We start from the raw sequence: 19,852 nt of genomic DNA on the forward strand, positions 1-19,852 counted from the left end.
GGGGCCGATGCTAGGACCGGCACCCGGGGGCGTCAACTCGGCATCCTGTGGGCTCAGGGCGTGTCGGCCAGAATCGTGGCGAGCGTGGTGAAACTTGCGGCGGTGTCGTCGGGCTCGTCGCGGGCGATGAAACCATCGAGCGCCGGCCAGACCCGGATCGCGGCGTCGATCACCGGGTCGGAGCCTGCGGCATAAAGCCCCGCCTGGATCATCAGCTCGGCCCGGTCATAGGCGCCCAGCAGCCGCCGCGCCCGGGCGATCAGCGCATTCTCGGCCGGGGTCGCCGCATCGGGCAGCGCGCGCGAGACCGAGCGCAGCAGGTCCACCGCCGGAAAGCGGCCGCGTTCGGCAATGGTGCGGTCGAGAATGACATGACCGTCGAGCGTGCCGCGCAGGATGTCGGCCACCGGCTCCTCCATGTCCGAACCCGCGACCAGCACCGAGAACACGGCGGTGATGTCGCCCGCCCCCTCGGGCCCCGGCCCCGAGCGTTCGGCCAGCGCCATGATCTGATGCGCGGTCGAGGGCGGATAGCCGCGCAGGCTGGGCGGTTCGCCCGCAGCGAGCGCCACCTCGCGATGCGCCTCGGCAAAGCGGGTGACGCTGTCGGCGAGGAACAGCACCTGCCGGCCCGCGTCGCGGAAATGCTCGGCCACCGCCATCGCCGCCCAGGCACAGCGGCGGCGCACCAGCGGTGACTGGTCCGAGGTGGCGGCGACGATCACCGAGCGCGCCATCCCCTCGGGGCCGAGCACCTTCTCGACGAATTCGCGCAGCTCGCGGCCGCGCTCGCCCACCAGCGCGATGACGACGACATCGGCCGCCACCCCGCGCGCGAATTTCGCCAGCAACGAGGATTTGCCCACGCCCGAGCCCGCGAAGAGCCCGATGCGCTGGCCCCGCACCAGGGGCAGCAAGGTGTTGAACACCGCCTGCCCGGTTTCCAGCCGCGCCCCCAGACGACGGCGCTGCGCAGCGGGCGGCGGGTCGGCGCGCAGCGGCCGTTCGGTGGTGCCGCGCAGGATCGGCCGGCCATCGAGCGGGCGGCCGAACGGATCGATCACCCGGCCGATCCAGCTGTCATCGGGGGCGATGCCGGTCTGACCCAGCACCTCGACCGCATCGCCGATCGCGACGCCTTCGGGCGCGCAATCGGCCAGCAGTGTCACCGCCTCGGGCCGCAGCCCGATCACCTCGGCGCCGAAAAGGCGCCCCGAGCGGCAGCGGATCTGCGCGCGATCGCCCAGCGAGACCCGCACCGACAGCCCGCCCGCGTCGATCGTGCCGCCGCCCACGCCCAGCACCCGCCCCACCGGGCGCAGCGCCGCGATCTGCGAGATTTCCGCACACAGCCGTTCAAGCCCCGCTGACGCCATCCTGCACTCCCGTGTTTCTGAAAGGTTTTCTTAAATGATTCGCCCTTAAGCGAGTGTTGATGGCTCGGAGGAGAAACCCCGATGTTCGAGAAGATCCAGCTGATGCAGATGGCCCAGTCGATGGCCCAGCAGGCCGCGTTCCGGCAAAATGCCGTGGCGCAGAACGTCGCCAATGCCGACACTCCCGGTTATCGCGCCCTCGACGTGCCGAGCTTTGCCGAGACCTATCAGGAAGAACTTGCCACCCCGATGCGGTCAACGCGGACAGGCCACCTTGGCGCCTCGAACGGCCTCACCGTGGCAATGGCCCCCGACCCGACGGCCGAGGCGACCTCGCCCAGCGGCAATTCCGTCTCGCTCGAGGACGAGATGGTGAAATCGGCCGAGGTGCAGCGCTCGCACACTCTGGCGCTCACCGTCTATCGCAGCTCGCTCGACATCCTGCGCACCAGCCTCGGAGGGAAATGACGATGAACGATTTCAATTCGGCCTTCTCGCTCTCCGCCTCGGGGATGAAGGCGCAGGCGCAGCGGCTGCGGCACGTGTCCGAGAACATCGCGAATGCCGACACCCCCGGCTATCACCGCAAGATCTCGTCCTTCGAACAGGTCGCCGAGATGGGCGAGACGACCGGCGCGGTCGCCCTCGGCCCGGTCGAGCTGGACCGGTCCGAGCTCGAGCAGGTCTATGACCCGTCGAACCCGCTGGCCGACGAGACCGGCTATTACCAGGGCTCGAATGTCGACCTCGTGGTCGAGATCGCCGACGCGCGCGAGGCGCAGCGCAGCTACGAGGCGAACCTGAAGATGTTCGACCAGACGCGACAGATGTCCTCGGCGCTGCTCGACCTGCTGCGCCGCTGATCCGGAAAGGCCCCTCCCCCCATGGAACTCAATACCTCCGTCGCCGCCCAGGCCTATGCCCGCGCCCGGACCGCCGCAGCCCCGGACACGGGCTCACCCGCGAAAACCACGCTCGGCTCGCTGGCCAACAGCTTCGAGGCGACGCTGCGCTCGGGCGAGGAAACGGCCAAGGCCACGATGCTCGGCAAGGCCGATCCGCATTCGCTGGTGCAGGCCCTGGCCGAGACCCAGCTTGCCGTCGAGACCGCGGTCACCGTGCGCAACAAGGTGGTCGAGGCCTATCAGGAAATCCTGCGGATGCCGGTGTGAGATGAACGACCTCGTCTTCTTCGACACGATGCGCCAGGCGCTGTGGATCGCGGTGATGATCTCGGCCCCGATGCTGACCGTGGCGCTGATCGCCGGCGTCACCATCGGCCTGTTCCAGGCGCTGACCTCGGTGCAGGAGATGACGCTGACCTTCGTGCCGAAGGTGGGGGCGATGCTCGTGGTGTTCTGGGTGTCGATGTCCTTCATGTCGGAAACGCTGGTCGATTTCTTCACCACGCGGATCATTCCGATGATCGCCGGGAGCTGAGCCATGGACAACGCGATCTACGCCACCCTTGCCCGCCAGTCCGGCCTGATGCGCGAGATGCAGAGCGTCGCGAACAACATCGCGAACGTCTCGACCACCGGCTTCCGGCGCGAGGGGGTGATCTTCTCGGAATATGTCGCCGATCTCGGGCTCGAGAGCGAACCGCTCTCGATGGCCTATGCGCATGGCCGCAACGTCGACCTGTCGCAGGGCCCGATCGACCAGACCGGCGGCGCCTTCGACTTCGCGATCGAGGGCGACGGCTTCTTCCAGATCGAGACGCCCGAGGGCAATCAGCTGACCCGCGCCGGCAGCTTCACCCCCTCGGCCGAGGGCGAGCTGGTCACCCCCGACGGCTTTCGCCTGCTCGACGCGGGCGGCGCGCCGATCTTCGTGCCGACCGACCAGGGCCCGGTTGCCCTGGCGCAGGACGGCACCCTGTCGGTCGCCGGCGCGCCGGTGGCGCAGGTGGGGGTGTTCCTGCCCGCCGACCGCACCGAACTGCGCCATGTCGCCGGCACCCGCTTCTCGGCCCCCTCGGGCGTCGAGCCGGCCGAGAAGGCAACCCTGCTTCAGGGCTTCGTCGAGGGATCGAATGTCGATCCCGTGTCCGAAATCTCGCGGATGATCGAGGTTCAGCGCGCCTACGAGCTGGGCCAGAACTTCCTTGACCGCGAGGATGAACGCATCCGCGGCGTCATCTCGACGCTTGGCAAATAGGAGATCTGAATGCGTGCCCTGCAGATAGCCGCCACCGGGATGAGCGCCCAGCAGACGCGGGTCGAGGTGATCTCGAACAACCTCGCGAACATGTCGACGACGGGGTACAACGCCCGCCGCGCCGAATTCGCCGACCTGTTCTACCAGCAGCAGACGCGCCCCGGCACGATCAGCTCGACCGATGGCACGGTGATCCCGGCCGGGGTGCAGCTGGGCCTCGGCGTGCGCCCGACGGCGGTCAGCGTGAACCTTGCCCAGGGCACGCTCACCCAGACCGGCGGCGATCTCGACCTCGCCATCGACGGCGCCGGCTATCTCGAGGTGACGATGCCCTCGGGTGCCTCGGGCTATACCCGCGACGGCGGTCTGAAACGCTCGCCCGATGGCGAGATCGTCACCTCGGACGGCTATCCGGTGGCCCCCGGCATCACCATCCCCGACGATGCCAGCACGCTTGCGATCAACGCCGCGGGCGAGGTCTATGCCTATTTCAACACCCAGGTGCAGCCGCAGCTTCTGGGCCAGATCACGCTGGCGAATTTCACCAATGACAAGGGGCTCGAGGCGATCGGCTCGAACCTCTTCCTCGAGACCGAGGCCTCGGGCCCGCCGCAGGTCTCCGAACCCGGGCAGAACGGGCTCGGCACGCTGCGCCAGGGCTATCTCGAGGAAAGTTCGGTCGATGCGGTGCGCGAGATCACCGAGCTGATCAAGGCGCAGCGCGGCTACGAGCTGAACGCCAAGGTCATCACCGCCGCCGACGAGATGCTCGGCGCCACCACGCAGCTGCGCTGATGCGGACCGCGCTGCCCCTTGTGCTTGCCCTGCTCGCCGCGGCCCCCGCCCCGGCCGAGACGCTGGTCGCGGCGCGCGTGCTGCGCGCGCAGACCGTGCTGACCGCCGCGGACGTGACGGTCGACGGGCAGACGGTGCCGGGCGCTCTGACCGACCCGCGCGACGCGATCGGGCTCGAGACCCGGGTCGCGATCTACCCGGGCCGGCCGATCCTGCTCGCCGATCTCGGCCCGCCCGCGATCATCGAGCGCAACCAGACCGTGCCGCTCGCCTATCACCGCGGCCCGCTCGACATCCGCACCGAGGGCCGCGCCCTCGAGCGGGGCGGTGTCGGCGACACGATCCGCGTGATGAACACCGCCTCCAAGGCCATCGTCCTCGCCACCATTGCGGCCGACGGCTCAACCCAGGTCCAGTCGCAATGAAAGGGCTGCCATGCGTCCGCTGATCCTGATCCTCCTCGCCGGATCGCTTATCGCCTGCCAGAGGCTCGAGAACGTCGGCAAGGTGCCCGGCATGACCCCGGTCGAGGATGGCGACGAATTCTTCGCGATGAACAGCGCCGCGATGCCCGACCGGCTGAACCGGCAGACCCCCGCGCAGGAGGCCTCGCTGTGGTCGGGCACCCGCGGCTCGCTGCTCGGCGACCGGCGCGCGATGGGGCGCGGCGACATCCTGACCGTGGTGATCGAGATCGACGACAAGGCCGAGATCTCGAACACCACCGGCCGCAGCCGCTCGGGCTCGGACAAGATGGGCATCCCGAACCTCGGCGGCATCCCGCAGCGCATCGACCGGCACATGCCCGACGGCGCCTCGATGGCGAACGCCTACGAGACGAATTCAAGCTCGTCCTATCAGGGCGACGGCTCGGTCGCGCGCAAGGAAAAGCTGACGCTGCGGGTGGCGGCGACGGTGCTCGACCGGCTGCAAAGCGGGGTGCTGCGGATCCAGGGCAGCCAGGAGGTGCGGGTGAACTACGAGGTGCGCGAGCTGCTGGTCTCGGGCTTCGTCCGGCCCGAGGACATCAGCCGGCAGAACGAGATCACCTATGACAAGATCGCCGGCGCGCGGATCTCCTATGGCGGGCGCGGCCAGATCACCGACGTGCAGCAGCCGCGCTATGGCCAGCAGGTCGCCGACGTGCTGTTGCCGTTCTGAGGCCCGGGAATGCGCAGGCTGCTCCTCCCCATCCTGCTCGCGCTGCTCGGCATCGGCGCCGGCGCCGCGGCCGGCTATTTCCTGCGCCCGGCCCCAGCAGACCCGGCCGAGCCCCCCGCCGAGGCAGCCCCCACAGCACAGGCCGCAGGCACCGAGAGCGCGGCGGACGGCGTGGCAAGCTCCGAATTCGTCAAGCTGAACAACCAGTTCATCGTGCCTGACGTCGAGGACGGCGCGATCGTCTCGCTGGTCGTGCTGTCGCTCAGCCTCGAGGTCGCGACGGGCGGCACCGAGGCGGTCTATGCCGCCGAGCCGAAGCTGCGCGACACGCTGCTGCAGGTGCTGTTCGACCATGCCAATGCCGGCGGCTTCCGCGGCGATTTCACCTCTGCCGGGCAGATGGAGGACCTGCGCCGGGCGCTGCTCGAGGCCGCGCGCCGGGTCCTCGGGCCAACGGTGAAGGCGGTGCTGATCTCCGACATCGCGCGTCAGGACAATCGCTGAGTTCAGCGGCGCAGCCCCTTGCGCAGCCGCTCGGTGATCTGGTCGAGCACCTGCTGGCGGCCGACGGCCTGCGCCGCCACCGCGCGCTGCGCGGCCTTCTGCGCCTCGGCCTCGGCGAGTGCGGCCCGCAGCGCCGCATCCTGACCGTCGACCCAATGGCCGAACTGCTCGGCCGCCTGTGCGGCGGCAACCGAGCCCTGCCCGTCGCGCCGCGCGATCTGCGCCGCCTCGGCCAGCGCGGCGCGCGCCGCACTCAGCCGCGCCGCCTCGGCCGCGCGGGCGGCCAGCTCGGCCAGCTCGATCTCGCGGCGCATCCGCGCGATGCGGTTCAGCCCGGCCAGATCCTTCGCGCGCATCACCGCCTGCCTTTCGCGCGGGCGCGCATCTTCTCGGCGAAGCGGATCGCGGCGGCGACGGCCCGATACTGCTCGGGCCGGATCTCCTCGCCGATGTCGATCGTCGCATAAAGCGCGCGCGCCGTGGGCGGGTCGGAATGGATCGGCACCGCGGATTTCTGCGCCACCTCGCGGATCCGCGCGGCAATCTCGTCGACGCCCTTGGCGATGCAGACCGGCGCCCGACCCGAGCCGCGCTGCCATTGCAGCGCGACGGCATAATGGGTCGGGTTCACCACCACGACATCGGCCTTCGCCACCTCGGAAATCATCTGCCGCGTGGCGATCGCGATCGCCTTCTGCCGGCGCTGCTGACGGATGTGCGGATCGCCCTCGGACTGCTTCATCTCGTCCATCAGCTCCTTGCGGGTCATCCGGTTGCGGCGCAGGAATTCGGCGCGCTGCCACAGGTAATCGATCGCCGCGATCACCGCCGCGATCACCGCCAGAAGCGTCAGGAAATCGAGCAGCATCCGCAGCATCTCGCGCACCGCGATCTGCACGCCCATCTCCTGCGTGGCGATGATCTGCGCCACCTTGCCCGACAGGAACCGCGCCAGGATCACCGCGATCACCACCAGCTTGACGAAGCTTTTCAGGAATTCGAAAAGCCCCGTGCGACCGAATTTCTGCCGCGCATTGCCCAGCGGGTCGATGCGGCTGAGCTTGGGCATGATCTTGTCGGGCGCGACGACAATCGCCCGCTGCGCGAGCAGGGCGAGCAGCACGAGGACTGCCGGCGCCAGAAGCCACAGCATCGCCGGTCCCAGCAGCCGCGCCACCACCCCCGCGGCCACCGCGCTGCCGCCACCGAGCATCTGCCGCGACAGCCCGTCCGCCTGATCGAGCAGCACCATCGCCTGATCGCCAAAGGCGATCAGCGCCCGCCCGCCAAGCGCAAGCGAGGCGAGCAGGATGCCGCCATAGGCCGCGGCCACGGTGATCTCGCTCGAGCGCACGATGTCGCCCTTGCGCCGCGCCTCCTCGAGCTTGTGCGGCGTCGGGTCGAATTCGCGTTCGCTGTCGTCCTCCTCGCTCATCGGCTTACCTCGTACGGGTCGGCGATGAAGGCGTCGAAGGCGCCGTACCAGAGCATCAGCCCCGAGGGCAGCGCTATGAACAGCAGGATCAACCCGCCGAGCGTCAGCGCCGGCGCGCCGACGAAGGCCACCATCAGCTGCGGCATGGCGCGGTTGATGGCGCCAAGCGCGACGTTGTAGACGAGCGCGCCCAGCACGAAGGGCATGGCGATGGAGAAGGCAAGCGTGAAGGTCTGCGCCACGCCCGACAGCCCCCAGGCCTGCACCAGCGCCCCGTCCGGGAAGCGCCCCGGCGGCAACGCGTCATAGGACAGCACCAAAAGCTGCGCGAGCTTGACCGGCAGGCCAAGATGCACCGCCACCGCCAGCCCCGACAGGATCAGCAGGTTGCCGACCGCGGGTTGCGGCTCGCCATCGGTGCCGCCGAAGAGCTGCGACAGCGAGATCGACTGCGCGATCATCGTGCCCGCGACCTGCAGCGCCAGCACGAAAAGCCGCAGCATCATCCCCAGAAGCAGGCCGATCAGCACCTCGGCGAAAAGCACCGGCGAAAAGCCCGCGACGGGCAGACCGGGGCCAAGCGCCGGCAGCACGATCAGGGTGAAAGCGACGGCCAGCGCCAGCCGCACCCGCATCGGCAGCAGCTGCTCGCCGAAGGCCGGCATCAGCGCCATCGCCGCACCGACACGCAGGAAGACGACGAAGGCCGCGGCCAGAAAGCCCTGCGCCTGCGCCATCAGCTGCGCAAGCTCGGCCGTCATGCCGGCACCACGCCGACCATCGCCGGGCGTGCATCGAGGCCGATCTCCTCGAAGCTGAGCACCGGCGTGGTGATCCCCTTCGCGCCCAGCACCGTGCGCAGGAACCGCCGCCGCCGGGTCGAGGTGACAAGCGCCGGGAAGATCCCGGCCTCGCCCGCCCGCGCGATGCGCTCGGCCACATTGGTGGCCAGACGGTTGAACTTGTCGGGCGGCAGGGCCACATCGCCCGCGCCGCGATCGCCCGGCAGCTGATAGGCGGCGAAGGTCTCCTCCCACTCGGGCGCCAGTTGCAGAAGCGGCAGCGTGCCATCCTCGCGCCGCAGCTCGGCCACCAGCTGGAAGCCGAGACGCTGACGCACATGCTCGCAGATCGCCTCGGGCGATTGCAGCGCGCGCACCTCGGCGATCGCCTCGACGATCAGCAGCAGGTTGCGGATCGAGACCCGCTCCTCGAGCAGCAGCCGCAGCACCGCAAGCAGCAGATCGATCGGCACCTTGTCGGGGATCAGCTCGTCGAGGATGCGCCGGTTCGACTCGGCGCGCGCCGGGTCGGACAGGTTGCCCATCTCCTCGAGCAACCGGCGCAGCGCGCGCAGCGTCATCAGCCGCGGGAAGTTGCGCTTGATGACCTCGAGCAGATGCGTCGCCAGCACCTCGGTCGGCGAGACCACAGTCGAGCCGGACAGCGACGCCTCTTCCTGCTGCGCGCGCGGCAGCCAGCGCGCCGGGGCGCCATAGACCGGCTCGCGCACATCCTCACCCTCGGGCAGCAGGTCGCGGTTGTCGGCGATCAGCGCCAGCACCCGGTCGGGATGCAGCCGGTCCTTCGCCTGCTCGACCCCCTGGATGCGGATGCGGTAGCAGCCGGGGTCGAGCGTCGGGTCGTCGGTCAGCCGGATCTCGGGCAGGATCAGCCCGTAGCTTGCCGCGACATGGTTGCGCATGTTCGTGATCCGCGCATCGAGGCCCGTCGCCGGATCAAGCGCCATGGTCACCAGATCGGGCGCGAATTCGACATGGATGTCATCGACGTCGAGCACATCGCCCATCGAGCGCCGCTTCGGCTCGGCCGGCAGCGGCATCTTCATCGCCTCGCGTCGGGCACGCTTCTGCTCGGCGCGCTGCACCATCCAGGCAGTGCCGCCAAGGATCAATGCCCCGGCCATGAAGGGCAGGAAGGGCAGCCCCGGCACCAGCGCGAAAAGCGCCATCAGCACCGCGACGGTGCCAAGCGCCGGCGGATAGCGCGAGAGCTGGCGGAACAGGTCCATGTCGGCCGAGCCCTTGGCGCCGCCGCGCGACAGCAGGATCGCCGAGGCGATCGAGATGATGACCGCGGGGATCTGGCTGGTCAGCCCGTCGCCCACCGTCAGGATCGCATAGGTTTCCAGCGCATGGCCGATCGGCATGCCATGCACCACGGTGCCGATGATCAGCCCGACGACAAGGTTCAGCAGCGTGATCATCAGCCCCGCCACCGCATCGCCCTTGACGAATTTCGACGCGCCGTCGAGCGAGCCGAAGAAGGTGGTCTCGGCCTGTTCGCGCTCGCGCCGGGCGCGGGCCTCGGCGTGGTCGATGGCGCCGGCATTCATGTCGCTGTCGATCGCAAGCTGCTTGCCCGGCATCGCGTCAAGGGCGAAGCGCGCGCCCACCTCGGCCATGCGGCCGGCGCCCTTGGTGATGACGATGAAGTTCACGATCAGGATCACACCGAAGACCACAAGGCCGATCAGCACCGAGCCGCCCATGATGAAATTGGCAAAGCCCTGGATCACGTGCCCCGCGGCGCCGGTGCCGGTGTGGCCCTGGCCGATGATCAGCTTGGTCGAGGAGACGTTCAGCGACAGCCGCAGCATCAGCGAGGCCAGCAGGATCGTCGGGAAGGCCGAGAAGTCGAGCGGCCGCTCGATGAACAGGGTGACGGTGAAGATCAGGATCGCCAGCGCGAAGGAGGTGGCGAGGCCGATGTCCAGCACGAAGGAGGGCACCGGCAGGATCATCATCACGATCACCGCCATCAGCGCCAGGGCCAGCAGGATCGTCGGCTGGAACAGGGTGGTCAGCAGAAGGCGCTGCATTCTCACTCCACCCCGGCGCGGGTGAGCGCGGCGGCGAACAGGCTGGCGCCCGCGGCGGCGCCAAGCGGCGGCGGCGCGGCGTCCTCCTTGCGCTGCAACAACGGATAGGTGTTCACCCGCGGCGGCCGCTCGGGCCCGTTCATCGCCATCACGATATCCGGGATCTCGGGGATCCCGTCCCCGGGCGCCGAGGAACCGCCGGGCGGCAGCGGCATCCCGTCCTGCGCGGCGAACCGCTGCCGCAGCGTGGCAAAGCGGGCGGCATAGCGATCGGCGAATTCCTTGGTGCGCGAGTGATAGGCGCCCGCTGCCGTGTTCCAAGACCCGGATTCGGCATAAAGCTCGGCGAGGAATTTCGCGGCGTAGACCGCGCTCGACATCGGGTCGAACATCTCGTCGATCGACGAGAAATTCTCGTTGTGCCACTTGTAGTTGATCTGGAAGCAGCCGACGTCGAAGCTGCGCGCGCCGCGCTTGAACTCCTGATAGACATAGGCGCGCGCCTCGTCGAGCGTGTCGAACCAGTGTCCGGCGCCTTCCATGTTCACCGTCCAGGGCCAGGGGCCGAAGCCCGCGCCGACCTTGCGCCCGCTTTCATTGAGCGCAATCGCCTTCAGCACCGAGACCGGCACGCCGGTGCGGCGCGAGGCATCCTCGGCCGCGCGTTCGCAACTTGCCGACAGCTCCACAGGCGTCGCGGCGACGGCCGGCAGCGCAGCGCAAAAGGGCAGCACGGCCAGGAGGATGCGCCAGAGGGTCTGCAATGGGATTCTCCCCGCTTCAGCAGTTCTTGCCGAGGCCGAAGCTAGGGGGTGAATCTTTACATCCGGTAAGTGCCGCTCAGCCCGGCCAGGGGCGCAGCCGGCGGATGTAATCGGCGTGCAGATCCTGCGGTGCCACAACGAGCCCGTTCGCCTGCGCATTGGGAGAGTTGAAGGCGATCGCGCGGCCCAGCCGGTCGCTGGCGACGGCGCCGGCACGCTCGGCGATCAGGCTGCCGGCGGCGATGTCCCATTCCCAGGCCGGGCGCAGCGAGATCGTCGCATCGAACCGCCCCTCGGCCACGAGGCACAGCCGCCAGGCCAGCGAGGTGCGCAGGCTGCGCCGATAGTCGGGCACCGGGCCGCGCCACTGCGCGGGATCGTCCGAAAGCTTCGAGGTCAGCACCGTGCTGCCGTCGACCGCGGCCGTGGCGCTCGGCCGGATCGGTTCGCCGTTCAGCAGCGCCGGACCGGTCGCGGTGGCGCTGTAGTGCAGGTTCAGCACCGGCAGGTGCACCACCCCCGCCACCACCCGGCCGCGCTCGACCACCGCCAGCGCATGGGCGAACCCGCCCTCCTCGTTCAGGAAGGCGCGGGTGCCGTCGATCGGATCGACGACGAAGATCTTCTCGGCCTGCAACCGCGCCGGATCGTCGAGGCTTTCCTCGGACAGCCAGCCATACCCGGGCCGCGCCGCGCGCAGCCGCGCCTCAAGCAGATCGTTGACCGCCAGGTCGGCCTCGGACACCGGGCCGGCACCGCCGTCCTTTTCCCAGGCGCTCGGCCGGTGCTTCCAGTAGCGCAGCGCAAGCGCGCCTGCCTCTTCGGCCGCCTCGCTCAGAAGCTGAAGATCCGCGTCGTTCTCAGGCACCGGCAAGCGTCAGCCCCTCGACCAGAAGCGACGGCACGACATGGCTCAGATGCGCGCGCGCGTCGTTCGCCGGGGTGATCCGGCGCAGCATCTCGTGCAGGTTGCCGGCGATGGTGCATTCGTTCACCGGATACAGAATCTCGCCGTTCTCGACCCAGAAGCCCGAGGCGCCGCGCGAATAATCGCCCGTCGTCGGGTTGATCGTCGCGCCGATGAAGGAGGTAACCAGAAGCCCCGTCCCCATCTCGGCAATCAGCCCGTCGCGGCCGAGGTTGCCCTGCGTCAGCGCGACATTGCCGACCGACGGCGACGGCGGCGAGGCCGTCCCGCGTGAGGCGCTCGCGGTGCTTTCAAGACCGAGCTTGCGCGCCGTGGCCAGATCGAGCGTCCAGCCCTGCAGCACGCCATCCGCCACGATCGCGCGCCGCGCCGTGGCCAGCCCCTCGGCATCGAAGGGGCGCGAGCCCGAGATCCGCGGCCGCAGCGGGTCCTCGATCAGGCTGATGCCGGCGGGCAGCACCTGGGTTCCCATCGCGTCGCGCAGCCACGAGGCGCCGCGGGCGATCGCCGTGCCGTTGATCGCGGCCAGAAGGTGACCGATCAGGCTGCCCGAGATGCGTTCGTCGAACAGCACCGGGAAGGCGCCGGTCTTCGGCCGGCGCGGATTTGCCCGCTCGACCGCGCGCTCGCCCGCCTGCCGGCCGACGCTGTCGGCTGCCGGCAGATCCGACTGGAAGGTGCGGCTTTCGGCAGCCCAGTCGCGCTCCATCGACAGCCCCTCGCCCGAGATCGCCACCGCCGAGACCGAGCGCGAGGTGCGGGCATAGCCGCCGGAAAAGCCGTTCGTCGCGGCGAAATGCAGCCGCCGCGCGGAATAGGAGGCGGAGGCCGACTGCACCTGCGACACGCCTGCGACGGCCAGCGCCGCGGCCTCGGCCGTGCGGGCGTCGTGCTCGAGATCGGCCGCTGCCGGTTCCGCCGCGGGATCGGCCAGCTCAAGCGCCGCCACATCCCAGCCCCGCGCCAGCTGGGCAGGATCGGCAAGGCCGATATAGGGGTCTTCGGGTGCCAGCCGCGCCATTGTCACCGCACGTTCCGCCATCTCGGCGATGGTGCGCGCGGAGATGTCCGAGGCCGAGACGCAGGCCTGGCGCTGGCCAAGCAGCACGCGCAGCCCGATCTCGACGCCCTCGGCGCGCTCGGCCTGCTCGAGCCGGCCCTCGCGCACGTCGATCGACACCGCCCGGCCATCGACGGCAATCGCGTCGGCCGCCCCCGCACCCGCCTTTTTCGCCGCGTCGAGAAGGGCTTCGGTCAGATCGCTCAGGCGTGTGTCGGACATGGGGTCTCCGTGACTCAGAAGCCGCCCGGAAATTCCCGGGCGGCCCCGCAATGTGGGTCTCTTACTGGATCTGCTGGCCGTTGGCGAGGATCTTGCCGCCTTCCTTGAACTCGATCTTCGAGGTCATCAGGTCGTCGCCCGCCGGAACGGCATAGAGCCCAAGCATCATGCGCGCGAACATCACCTGATCTTGCGGCATCAGCCCCATCTTCACCAGGCTGTCCATCAGCTTGTTCGCGCCCGACAGTTTCAGATCGACCGCGCCAAGCGGCGTCGGCGTGCCCAGCGAATTGTCGAAGGTCACGCCCCCCTGCCCCGACAGATCGGCCCCCGCCAGCGTCAGCTGCAGCCGCTTGACCTCGAGGCTGTTGACCTCGACCGGCGGCATCTGCGCCTGCGCCGCCTCGGGCGAGAACAGATCGATCAGCGGACGCGCGGTGCCGGTGAGGTCGACAACCAGCGTCGCCGGATCATGCGGCAGAAGACCCTGCGCATCGACCATCTTCCAGACGTCCTCGGAAAGCCCGAGCCCGTCGAGCGCGATCCGCCCGGTGAAGGGCTGCGGGGCATCGCTGCTCTTGAGCGGGAAGGAGGCCTCGAAATCCGCGCGATCGAGCGTGGCCGACAGCGGCACCGGCACCTGCGCCGTCTTCGCCTCGATCGTCGCGCCTTCGCCGGTCGCGGCGTATTTCATCCCCTCGGGCGCCAGCGTCATCGTGAAGCTGCCCGATTGCGCCCCGCCCGACAGCCCCGAGGGCCCCTCGGCAGCGGCGGCGTCGACAGTGAAGGTGGTGGCGCCGTAGCTGCCCGAGACATCCATGGCGAGGCCCTTGCCAAGCGCCGCGCCCAGATCCTCGAGATCGGCGCCCTCGGGCATCCTCATGGTGCTCTTCATCTTCAGGTTCACCAGGCTGGCCGCCAGGTTGAAGGTGCCGTTGGTCTCGGGATCGGCGCCCGAGGCGGTCATCTTCATCCCGGCGATGGCGAAGTCCGAGGTCTCGTTCTGGCCGCCGTCCGTGGTGACCTGATAGGTCCCGTCGATGCCCGACATCGACATCCACACCTTCACCGGCACCTCGGTCTGCGCGCCCGCGGTGGTCTGGTCCATGTCGATCACCAGCTCGGGCGCGGTGACGTGATAGGACAGCGCATCGGGCGTGCCCGAGACGATCGTCACCCCGTTCGCCTGGGTGATGCCGATTTCCATCTGCAGCGGCGTCTGGCCCTCGACGGCGCTCGTCGCCTGGGCGCTGATCTTTTCGGAGCCGGTCACCTCGACGGTGCCGTCGCCCATCTCGCGCAGGCGCAACTCGGGGATCGTCATGGTGAAATCCGATCCCTCGACATGGTTCGTCAGCTGCACGTCGCGCTGCGTCAGCGTATCGCCCGCGCGGGCACTGTCGCCGATCGCCACCTGATAGCCATAGGCCGTGTATTGCTTGGTCCAGGCCTGCCAGACCTCGTCGGCCGTCACATCGGCATGAAGCGCCGTCGTCGCCATCAGCGTGAAAATCGCCGCGCTCATCGCCGCGGAACCGACCCGTGCCATTGTGCACCCTTCCAAAAGAACTGTCGCGCGAAGCATCCTTTGGCCCGGGGTGATGGTCAAGAGCCCGCGGCCTTGCTAGGACTTTCACGAATGCCTGCGCGAGGGGAGAAGGATGATCCAGGTTGAAACCGCGGACGGTGTCCGCACCGTCACCATCGACCGGCCGGAAAAGGCCAATTCGCTGACCACCGAGATGCTGACGACGATCGCCGTGGCAGCCGAGACGGCGGCCGAGGCCGGGGTGAAGGTCTTCGTTCTGCGCGGCACCGGCAAGGTGTTCTCGGCCGGCGCCGACCTTGACGAGGCGCGGGCGGGTCTGGCCACCAGCCCGGTCTGGGAACGGCTGTCGGGCGCGATCGCGCGCATGCCCTGCCTGACGATCGCGGCGCTGAACGGCACGCTGGCGGGCGGCGCGATGGGGATGGTGCTGGCCTGTGACCTGCGCCTTGCGGTGCCGGGCGCGAAGTTCTTCTATCCGGTGATGAAGCTCGGCTTCCTGCCGCAGCCCTCGGACCCGGGCCGGATGGCGGCGCTGATCGGGCCGGCGCGGGCGAAGATGATCCTGATGGCGGGGCAGAAGATCGAGGCCGAGGAGGCGCTGGCCTGGGGGCTGATCGACCGTATCGTCGCCCCCGAGGCGATGGCCGAGACCGTCACAGCGCTGGCCGCCGATGCCGGGGCCGCGGCGCCCGCGCATATCGCCGGGATCAAGGCGCTGTTCTGAAACGAAAGCGCCCGGGAGTGCCCCGGGCGCCTTCGGCAGCCTTGCGGCTCAGGCGTAGACGGCTTCCTTGCCGAATTGCTTGACCAGCATGTAATAGACCACGGCGCGATACTTGTTGCGTTCCGACCGGCCATAGGTCTCGACCACGGCGTCGATCGCGTCCATCAGCTCGGGCCCGTCGGCAAGGCCCAGTTTCTTCATCAGGAAATTGGTCTTCACCGTCTCGAGCTCGCTCGGGTCGGAAGCGGCGACGGTCTCGGCATCGGCATTGTAGATCGCCGGGCCGCAGCCGATCGTGACCTTGGTCAGCAGATCCATGTCCGGCGTCATGCCGCATTTGGACTGCAGGTCCTCCGCGTATTTCGCAATCAGTTCGTCTCTCTTCCCCATCCCGGAATCCTCACCTGAAATGTCGATCTCGCGGCCGTCTTCGGGGCGGCCTCGCGGTCGAAGCCTAGGACAGGGCGCGCCGGGAACAAAGTCATTCTTCCGCGGCAGATCCCCACAGGGGAAAATCCGCCGATCAGGCCCCCTGAAACGCGAAAACCGCGCCCCCGGAAGGAGGCGCGGCCTGATGTCGCCGGTCGGGCGGCTCAATAGCGGTAGTGATCGGCCTTGTAGGGGCCTTCGACGGTGACGCCGATATATTCGGCCTGATCCGGGCGCAGCTCGGTCAGCTTGACGCCGATCTTCGCCAGATGCAGCCGCGCCACCTTCTCGTCGAGATGCTTGGGCAGGATGTAGACGCCCGGCGCATACTCCGCGCCCTTGGTGAAGAGCTCGATCTGCGCCAGCACCTGGTTGGTGAAGGAGGCCGACATCACGAAGCTCGGGTGGCCGGTGGCGTTGCCGAGGTTGAGCAGACGCCCTTCGGAGAGCAGGATGATCCGGTTGCCCGAGGGCATCTCGATCATGTCCACCTGATCCTTGATGTTCGTCCACTTGTGGTTGCGCAGGCTGGCGACCTGGATCTCGTTGTCGAAATGGCCGATGTTGCCGACGATCGCCATGTCCTTCATCACCCGCATGTGCTCGATGCGGATCACGTCCTTGTTGCCGGTGGTGGTGACGAAGATGTCGGCCTTCGGCGCCTCGTCCTCGAGCAGGACCACCTCGAAGCCGTCCATCGCCGCCTGCAGCGCGCAGATCGGGTCGACCTCCGTCACCTTCACCCGCGCCCCCGCACCCTGCAGCGAGGCGGCGCAGCCCTTGCCCACGTCGCCATAGCCGCAGACGACGGCGACCTTGCCCGCCATCATCACGTCGGTGGCGCGGCGGATGCCGTCCACGAGCGATTCCTTGCAGCCATACTTGTTGTCGAACTTCGACTTGGTCACGCTGTCGTTCACGTTGATCGCCGGGAAGGGCAGCAGGCCCTTCTTGTGCAGGTCATACAGGCGATGCACGCCGGTGGTGGTTTCCTCGGACACGCCCTTGATCGCGGCGCGCTGCTGGGTGAACCAGCCGGGGGTTTCCGCCATCCGCTTCTTGATCTGGTTGAACAGGCAGACCTCTTCATCCGAGGTCGGCACCGCGATCAGGTCCGTCTCGCCCGCCTCGACCCGCGCGCCGAGCAGGATGTAGAGCGTCGCGTCGCCGCCATCGTCGAGGATCATGTTCGCCGTGCCCTCGGCAAAGCGGAAGATCTGGTCGGTATAGGCCCAGTATTCCTCGAGGCTCTCGCCCTTGATCGCGAAGACCGGCGTGCCGGTCGCGGCGATCGCGGCGGCGGCGTGGTCCTGGGTCGAGAAGATGTTGCACGAGGCCCAGCGGACATCGGCGCCCAGCACCTTCAGCGTCTCGATCAGCACCGCGGTCTGCACCGTCATGTGCAGCGACCCGGCGATGCGCGCGCCCTTGAGCGGCTTGGTCTTCCCGAACTCCTCGCGGCAGGCCATCAGGCCCGGCATCTCGGTTTCGGCGATATCAAGCTCCTTGCGGCCAAAACCGGCCAGAGCAATGTCCTTGACGATGTAATCGGCCATGAGAGGCTCCCCAATGTCGGAATTGGGGCGTTGTCTATCATTTCAGGGCCCGGGCGGCAATCAGGACCGGGCCGGGCTCAGGCGGGCAGGAGCCCCTCGGATTTCAGCAACGCAACGGGGTTGTCGCCTTTCTCCCAGCCAACGCCCGAGGAGATCACGCAGGCCACCCCGTCGGCACGGGTATAGACCGCCGTCCAGGTGCCCATGATGTCCGACGCCCAGAGCTCGACCGAGCGGTTCTGCTCAAGCGGAGTGATCACCCGCGGCTTCTCGGCGAAGTCGTGGTCGAGCGTGTCGAGCAGCGCGCGGCGGTGATCGCAATAGGGCACATCGGGCGATTGTTCCGCACCGATCTCGGAGATCGAGTCGAACACCGACAGATCGCCCCAGCGGAGATCGGGGCCGACGTCATCCATCGGCCGATCGGCGCCGGCCGACACCTGCGGGAAGACCGAGGTGCGGGCAAGCGGTGCGGCCTCGCGCGGGCCGACCATCGAGACGGCCATGCTGACCGAGCCCGCAAGGGCGATCGCCATCACCGCGGCCACGGCGGAAAGCTTCTTCGGATCGGGCGTCATGCGTATCCTCTCCTGTCATCCGTTCAAGGGGGGAACGCGGGCCGTGCCGATCCGGTTCCGCGCCGTTTACAGCCCGGCACGCTTTCGCTAGCACGGGCAGGACCACAGGGAGGGCGGCATGAAACGGGCATGGCAGCGGATGCTCTCGGGGCGCAGGCTCGACCTGCTCGACCCGACACCGGTCGATATCGAGATCGAGGACATCGCCCACGGCCTTGCCTTCGTGGCGCGCTGGAACGGCCAGACCCGGGGCGATTTCCCCTATTCGGTGGCGGAACATTCACTGCTGGTCGAGCAGATCTTCGACCGGCAGAACCCGGGCGTCGGCGCGCGCTGGCAACTCGCCGCGCTGCTGCACGATGCGCCCGAATACGTTCTGGGCGACATGATCAGCCCGGTGAAGGCGGCGATCGGCGAGGGCTATGGTGAACTCGATGCGCGGCTGAGCGCGGCGGTGCACCTGCGCTTTGGCCTGCCCGCGGTGCTGCCCGGCCCGATCAAGACGGCGATCAAGAAGGCGGACATCCTGTCGGCGCGGCTCGAGGCCGAGGCGATCGCGGGATTTTCACGGGAAGAGGCGGACCGGATCTTCGGGCGCCCCGATGCGGGGCTGATGCGGGGGCTCGCGATCCGGCTGCGCCCCCCGGCCGAGGTGCGCGCGGACTATACCGCGCGCCACATGGCCTTGCTGAGCGCGCTCAGCGATTGAACTTGTATTCACCCTTGCCCGCGGCACGCGGCGCATAGCCGCCCATGGCGAGGGTCATCACTTCTGCAAGCATGCGGATCATTTCCTGATCTCCTTTCTTGTGTTGATGCCCTGTATTTGCGTTGACGCGCGGATTTTTGCGAGTCAGGAATTTTTCCAGACCTGCAAGAATGGCTAACAGATGAGTGAAATCGACTGGCGTCACATGCCGGCGCTGACGGCGCTGCGCGCCTTTGCCGCAACGGCGCGCGAGGGTGGCTTCAGCGCCGCCGCGCGCAAGCTCAACGTCACCCATGCGGCGGTGCAGCAGCAGGTGCGCGCGCTCGAGGCCGAGCTTGGCATCGCGCTGCTGTGGCGCGAGGGCCGGCACGTGCATCTGACGGCCGAGGGCGAGCGGCTGGCCTCGGCGCTGACCGATGGCTTCCTGCTGATCCAGACCGCGGTCGAGGGGCTGCGCGCGGCGCGCACGGAACGGCCGCTGACCGTGACCCTGCCCCCGGCCTTCGCCGCGGAATGGCTGATGCCGCGGCTGGCGAAATTCTGGAAACGGCATCCGGAAATTGCGCTCTCGCTCTTGCCCGAACCGCGCGTCGGCGATCTGCGCGAAATGGGCGCGCATCTGGGCATCCGCTTCGGCAATGGCCGCTGGCCGGGGGTGAATTCCGAATTTCTCACCTCGGCTCCGCAAATCGTGGTCGCCGCACCGGAATTGCTGGGCGGGCGGCAGAAACTCAGCCTGCGTGAAATGTCGATGCTGCCCTGGATCCGCGAGGGCGATTGGCCAGAACAGATGCAATTGCTGGAATCCATCGGGTTGAAACCCGCCGCGCTGAAATTCGTCGACTTCCCGAACGAGGAACTGGCGCTGTCGGCCGCACGCGAAGGCATTGGCCTGCACCTCGAAACCGAGGCGCTGATCGAGGAAGACCTGAAAATCGGCTGGCTGATTAAAATCCGCGAGCTGAACGAGGAAAGCCTCGGCTATTATCTGGTCTGGCCACCGGGCCCGTTGAGCCCGGCAGCACAGATTTTCGTCGACTGGCTGAAAGCCGAGGTCTGA

General features: G+C 68.4%; 24 protein-coding genes. 12 read left to right on the plus strand and 12 right to left on the minus strand.

The features are described from left to right. Positions 1 to 53: 53 nt before the first annotated feature. Positions 54 to 1,376: a FliI/YscN family ATPase gene (locus DYS74_RS03020; RefSeq protein WP_121530773.1), complete on the minus strand. Its 1,323-nt coding sequence runs from the start codon at positions 1,374 to 1,376 to the stop codon at positions 54 to 56. Between the two features lie 81 nt (positions 1,377 to 1,457). Between DYS74_RS03020 and DYS74_RS03025 the strand changes: the two genes are divergently transcribed. The 9 genes from DYS74_RS03025 to DYS74_RS03065 are packed head-to-tail and all read left to right on the plus strand — an operon-like array spanning position 1,458 to position 5,996. After that, positions 1,458 to 1,844 carry a FlgB family protein gene (locus tag DYS74_RS03025; RefSeq protein ID WP_121530775.1) on the plus strand — a complete coding sequence of 129 codons (387 nt, stop codon included), beginning with the start codon at positions 1,458 to 1,460 and terminating at the stop codon, positions 1,842 to 1,844. A 2-nt stretch (positions 1,845 to 1,846) separates the two neighbouring features. Then, complete coding sequence (gene flgC / locus DYS74_RS03030; protein WP_121530777.1) at positions 1,847 to 2,239, plus strand: flagellar basal body rod protein FlgC; 393 nt, start codon at positions 1,847 to 1,849, stop codon at positions 2,237 to 2,239. 21 nt (positions 2,240 to 2,260) lie between these two features. Continuing rightward, positions 2,261 to 2,548: a flagellar hook-basal body complex protein FliE gene (gene fliE, locus DYS74_RS03035; protein ID WP_121530778.1), complete on the plus strand. Its 288-nt coding sequence runs from the start codon at positions 2,261 to 2,263 to the stop codon at positions 2,546 to 2,548. A 1-nt stretch (position 2,549) separates the two neighbouring features. Further along, the gene (locus DYS74_RS03040; protein WP_121530780.1) at positions 2,550 to 2,816 is read left to right on the plus strand and encodes a flagellar biosynthetic protein FliQ; all 267 of its coding nucleotides are present in this window, start codon (positions 2,550 to 2,552) and stop codon (positions 2,814 to 2,816) included. Between the two features lie 3 nt (positions 2,817 to 2,819). After that, positions 2,820 to 3,536, plus strand: a complete 717-nt coding sequence (locus tag DYS74_RS03045) for a flagellar hook-basal body complex protein (protein WP_121530782.1) — start codon at positions 2,820 to 2,822, stop codon at positions 3,534 to 3,536. A gap of 9 nt (positions 3,537 to 3,545) precedes the next feature. Next, positions 3,546 to 4,331, plus strand: coding sequence for a flagellar basal-body rod protein FlgG (gene flgG / locus DYS74_RS03050; RefSeq protein ID WP_121530784.1), 786 nt, complete (start codon positions 3,546 to 3,548; stop codon positions 4,329 to 4,331). Then, the gene (gene flgA / locus DYS74_RS03055) at positions 4,331 to 4,756 is read left to right on the plus strand and encodes a flagellar basal body P-ring formation chaperone FlgA (protein ID WP_121530786.1); all 426 of its coding nucleotides are present in this window, start codon (positions 4,331 to 4,333) and stop codon (positions 4,754 to 4,756) included. Before flgG ends, flgA begins: the two co-directional genes overlap by 1 nt. Before the next feature lie 10 nt (positions 4,757 to 4,766). Continuing rightward, on the plus strand, positions 4,767 to 5,492 hold the full coding sequence (flgH, locus tag DYS74_RS03060; protein WP_121530788.1) for a flagellar basal body L-ring protein FlgH: 726 nt from the start codon (positions 4,767 to 4,769) through the stop codon (positions 5,490 to 5,492). Positions 5,493 to 5,501: 9 nt separating this feature from the next. Then, complete coding sequence (locus DYS74_RS03065; protein ID WP_121530789.1) at positions 5,502 to 5,996, plus strand: flagellar basal body-associated FliL family protein; 495 nt, start codon at positions 5,502 to 5,504, stop codon at positions 5,994 to 5,996. 2 nt (positions 5,997 to 5,998) lie between these two features. Here the strand turns inward: DYS74_RS03065 and DYS74_RS03070 are convergent, their stop codons facing one another. From DYS74_RS03070 to DYS74_RS03105, 8 genes are all read right to left on the minus strand, one after another. Then, positions 5,999 to 6,352, minus strand: coding sequence for a hypothetical protein (locus DYS74_RS03070; protein WP_121530791.1), 354 nt, complete (start codon positions 6,350 to 6,352; stop codon positions 5,999 to 6,001). Further along, a complete protein-coding gene (locus tag DYS74_RS03075; RefSeq protein ID WP_121530793.1) occupies positions 6,352 to 7,431 on the minus strand; it encodes an EscU/YscU/HrcU family type III secretion system export apparatus switch protein in 1,080 nt (359 codons plus the stop codon). Before DYS74_RS03075 ends, DYS74_RS03070 begins: the two co-directional genes overlap by 1 nt. Then, complete coding sequence (locus DYS74_RS03080) at positions 7,428 to 8,192, minus strand: flagellar biosynthetic protein FliR (protein WP_121530795.1); 765 nt, start codon at positions 8,190 to 8,192, stop codon at positions 7,428 to 7,430. The genes DYS74_RS03075 and DYS74_RS03080 overlap by 4 nt, the downstream gene beginning before the upstream one ends. Beyond that, entirely contained in the window at positions 8,189 to 10,273 is a 2,085-nt protein-coding gene (gene flhA / locus DYS74_RS03085) for a flagellar biosynthesis protein FlhA (RefSeq protein WP_121530797.1), read from the minus strand. Before flhA ends, DYS74_RS03080 begins: the two co-directional genes overlap by 4 nt. Positions 10,274 to 10,275: 2 nt before the next feature. Beyond that, on the minus strand, positions 10,276 to 11,037 hold the full coding sequence (locus DYS74_RS03090) for a transglycosylase SLT domain-containing protein (RefSeq protein WP_245965178.1): 762 nt from the start codon (positions 11,035 to 11,037) through the stop codon (positions 10,276 to 10,278). A 76-nt stretch (positions 11,038 to 11,113) separates the two neighbouring features. Further along, positions 11,114 to 11,905, minus strand: a complete 792-nt coding sequence (locus tag DYS74_RS03095) for a 3'(2'),5'-bisphosphate nucleotidase CysQ (RefSeq protein WP_121531002.1) — start codon at positions 11,903 to 11,905, stop codon at positions 11,114 to 11,116. Then, entirely contained in the window at positions 11,898 to 13,247 is a 1,350-nt protein-coding gene (locus DYS74_RS03100; protein ID WP_121530801.1) for a TldD/PmbA family protein, read from the minus strand. Before DYS74_RS03100 ends, DYS74_RS03095 begins: the two co-directional genes overlap by 8 nt. Before the next feature lie 61 nt (positions 13,248 to 13,308). Next, complete coding sequence (locus DYS74_RS03105; RefSeq protein ID WP_183077436.1) at positions 13,309 to 14,796, minus strand: DUF2125 domain-containing protein; 1,488 nt, start codon at positions 14,794 to 14,796, stop codon at positions 13,309 to 13,311. Positions 14,797 to 14,908: 112 nt separating this feature from the next. Between DYS74_RS03105 and DYS74_RS03110 the strand changes: the two genes are divergently transcribed. Further along, entirely contained in the window at positions 14,909 to 15,520 is a 612-nt protein-coding gene (locus DYS74_RS03110; RefSeq protein ID WP_121530805.1) for an enoyl-CoA hydratase/isomerase family protein, read from the plus strand. Positions 15,521 to 15,568: 48 nt separating this feature from the next. Here the strand turns inward: DYS74_RS03110 and DYS74_RS03115 are convergent, their stop codons facing one another. From DYS74_RS03115 to DYS74_RS03125, 3 genes are all read right to left on the minus strand, one after another. After that, a complete protein-coding gene (locus DYS74_RS03115; RefSeq protein ID WP_121530807.1) occupies positions 15,569 to 15,910 on the minus strand; it encodes a DUF2853 family protein in 342 nt (113 codons plus the stop codon). A gap of 203 nt (positions 15,911 to 16,113) precedes the next feature. Continuing rightward, positions 16,114 to 17,505, minus strand: a complete 1,392-nt coding sequence (ahcY, locus tag DYS74_RS03120; RefSeq protein WP_121530809.1) for an adenosylhomocysteinase — start codon at positions 17,503 to 17,505, stop codon at positions 16,114 to 16,116. A 77-nt stretch (positions 17,506 to 17,582) separates the two neighbouring features. Next, positions 17,583 to 18,083: a hypothetical protein gene (locus tag DYS74_RS03125; RefSeq protein ID WP_121530811.1), complete on the minus strand. Its 501-nt coding sequence runs from the start codon at positions 18,081 to 18,083 to the stop codon at positions 17,583 to 17,585. Between the two features lie 118 nt (positions 18,084 to 18,201). On the opposite strand from DYS74_RS03125, the gene DYS74_RS03130 reads away from it, so the two are divergent. Then, positions 18,202 to 18,792: an HD family hydrolase gene (locus DYS74_RS03130; RefSeq protein WP_121530813.1), complete on the plus strand. Its 591-nt coding sequence runs from the start codon at positions 18,202 to 18,204 to the stop codon at positions 18,790 to 18,792. 181 nt (positions 18,793 to 18,973) lie between these two features. Beyond that, the gene (locus DYS74_RS03135; protein ID WP_121530815.1) at positions 18,974 to 19,852 is read left to right on the plus strand and encodes a LysR family transcriptional regulator; all 879 of its coding nucleotides are present in this window, start codon (positions 18,974 to 18,976) and stop codon (positions 19,850 to 19,852) included.

Origin of the sequence: Paenirhodobacter hankyongi (assembly GCF_003664585.1) — a bacterium.
Taxonomy (GTDB): domain Bacteria; phylum Pseudomonadota; class Alphaproteobacteria; order Rhodobacterales; family Rhodobacteraceae; genus Rhodobacter; species Rhodobacter hankyongi.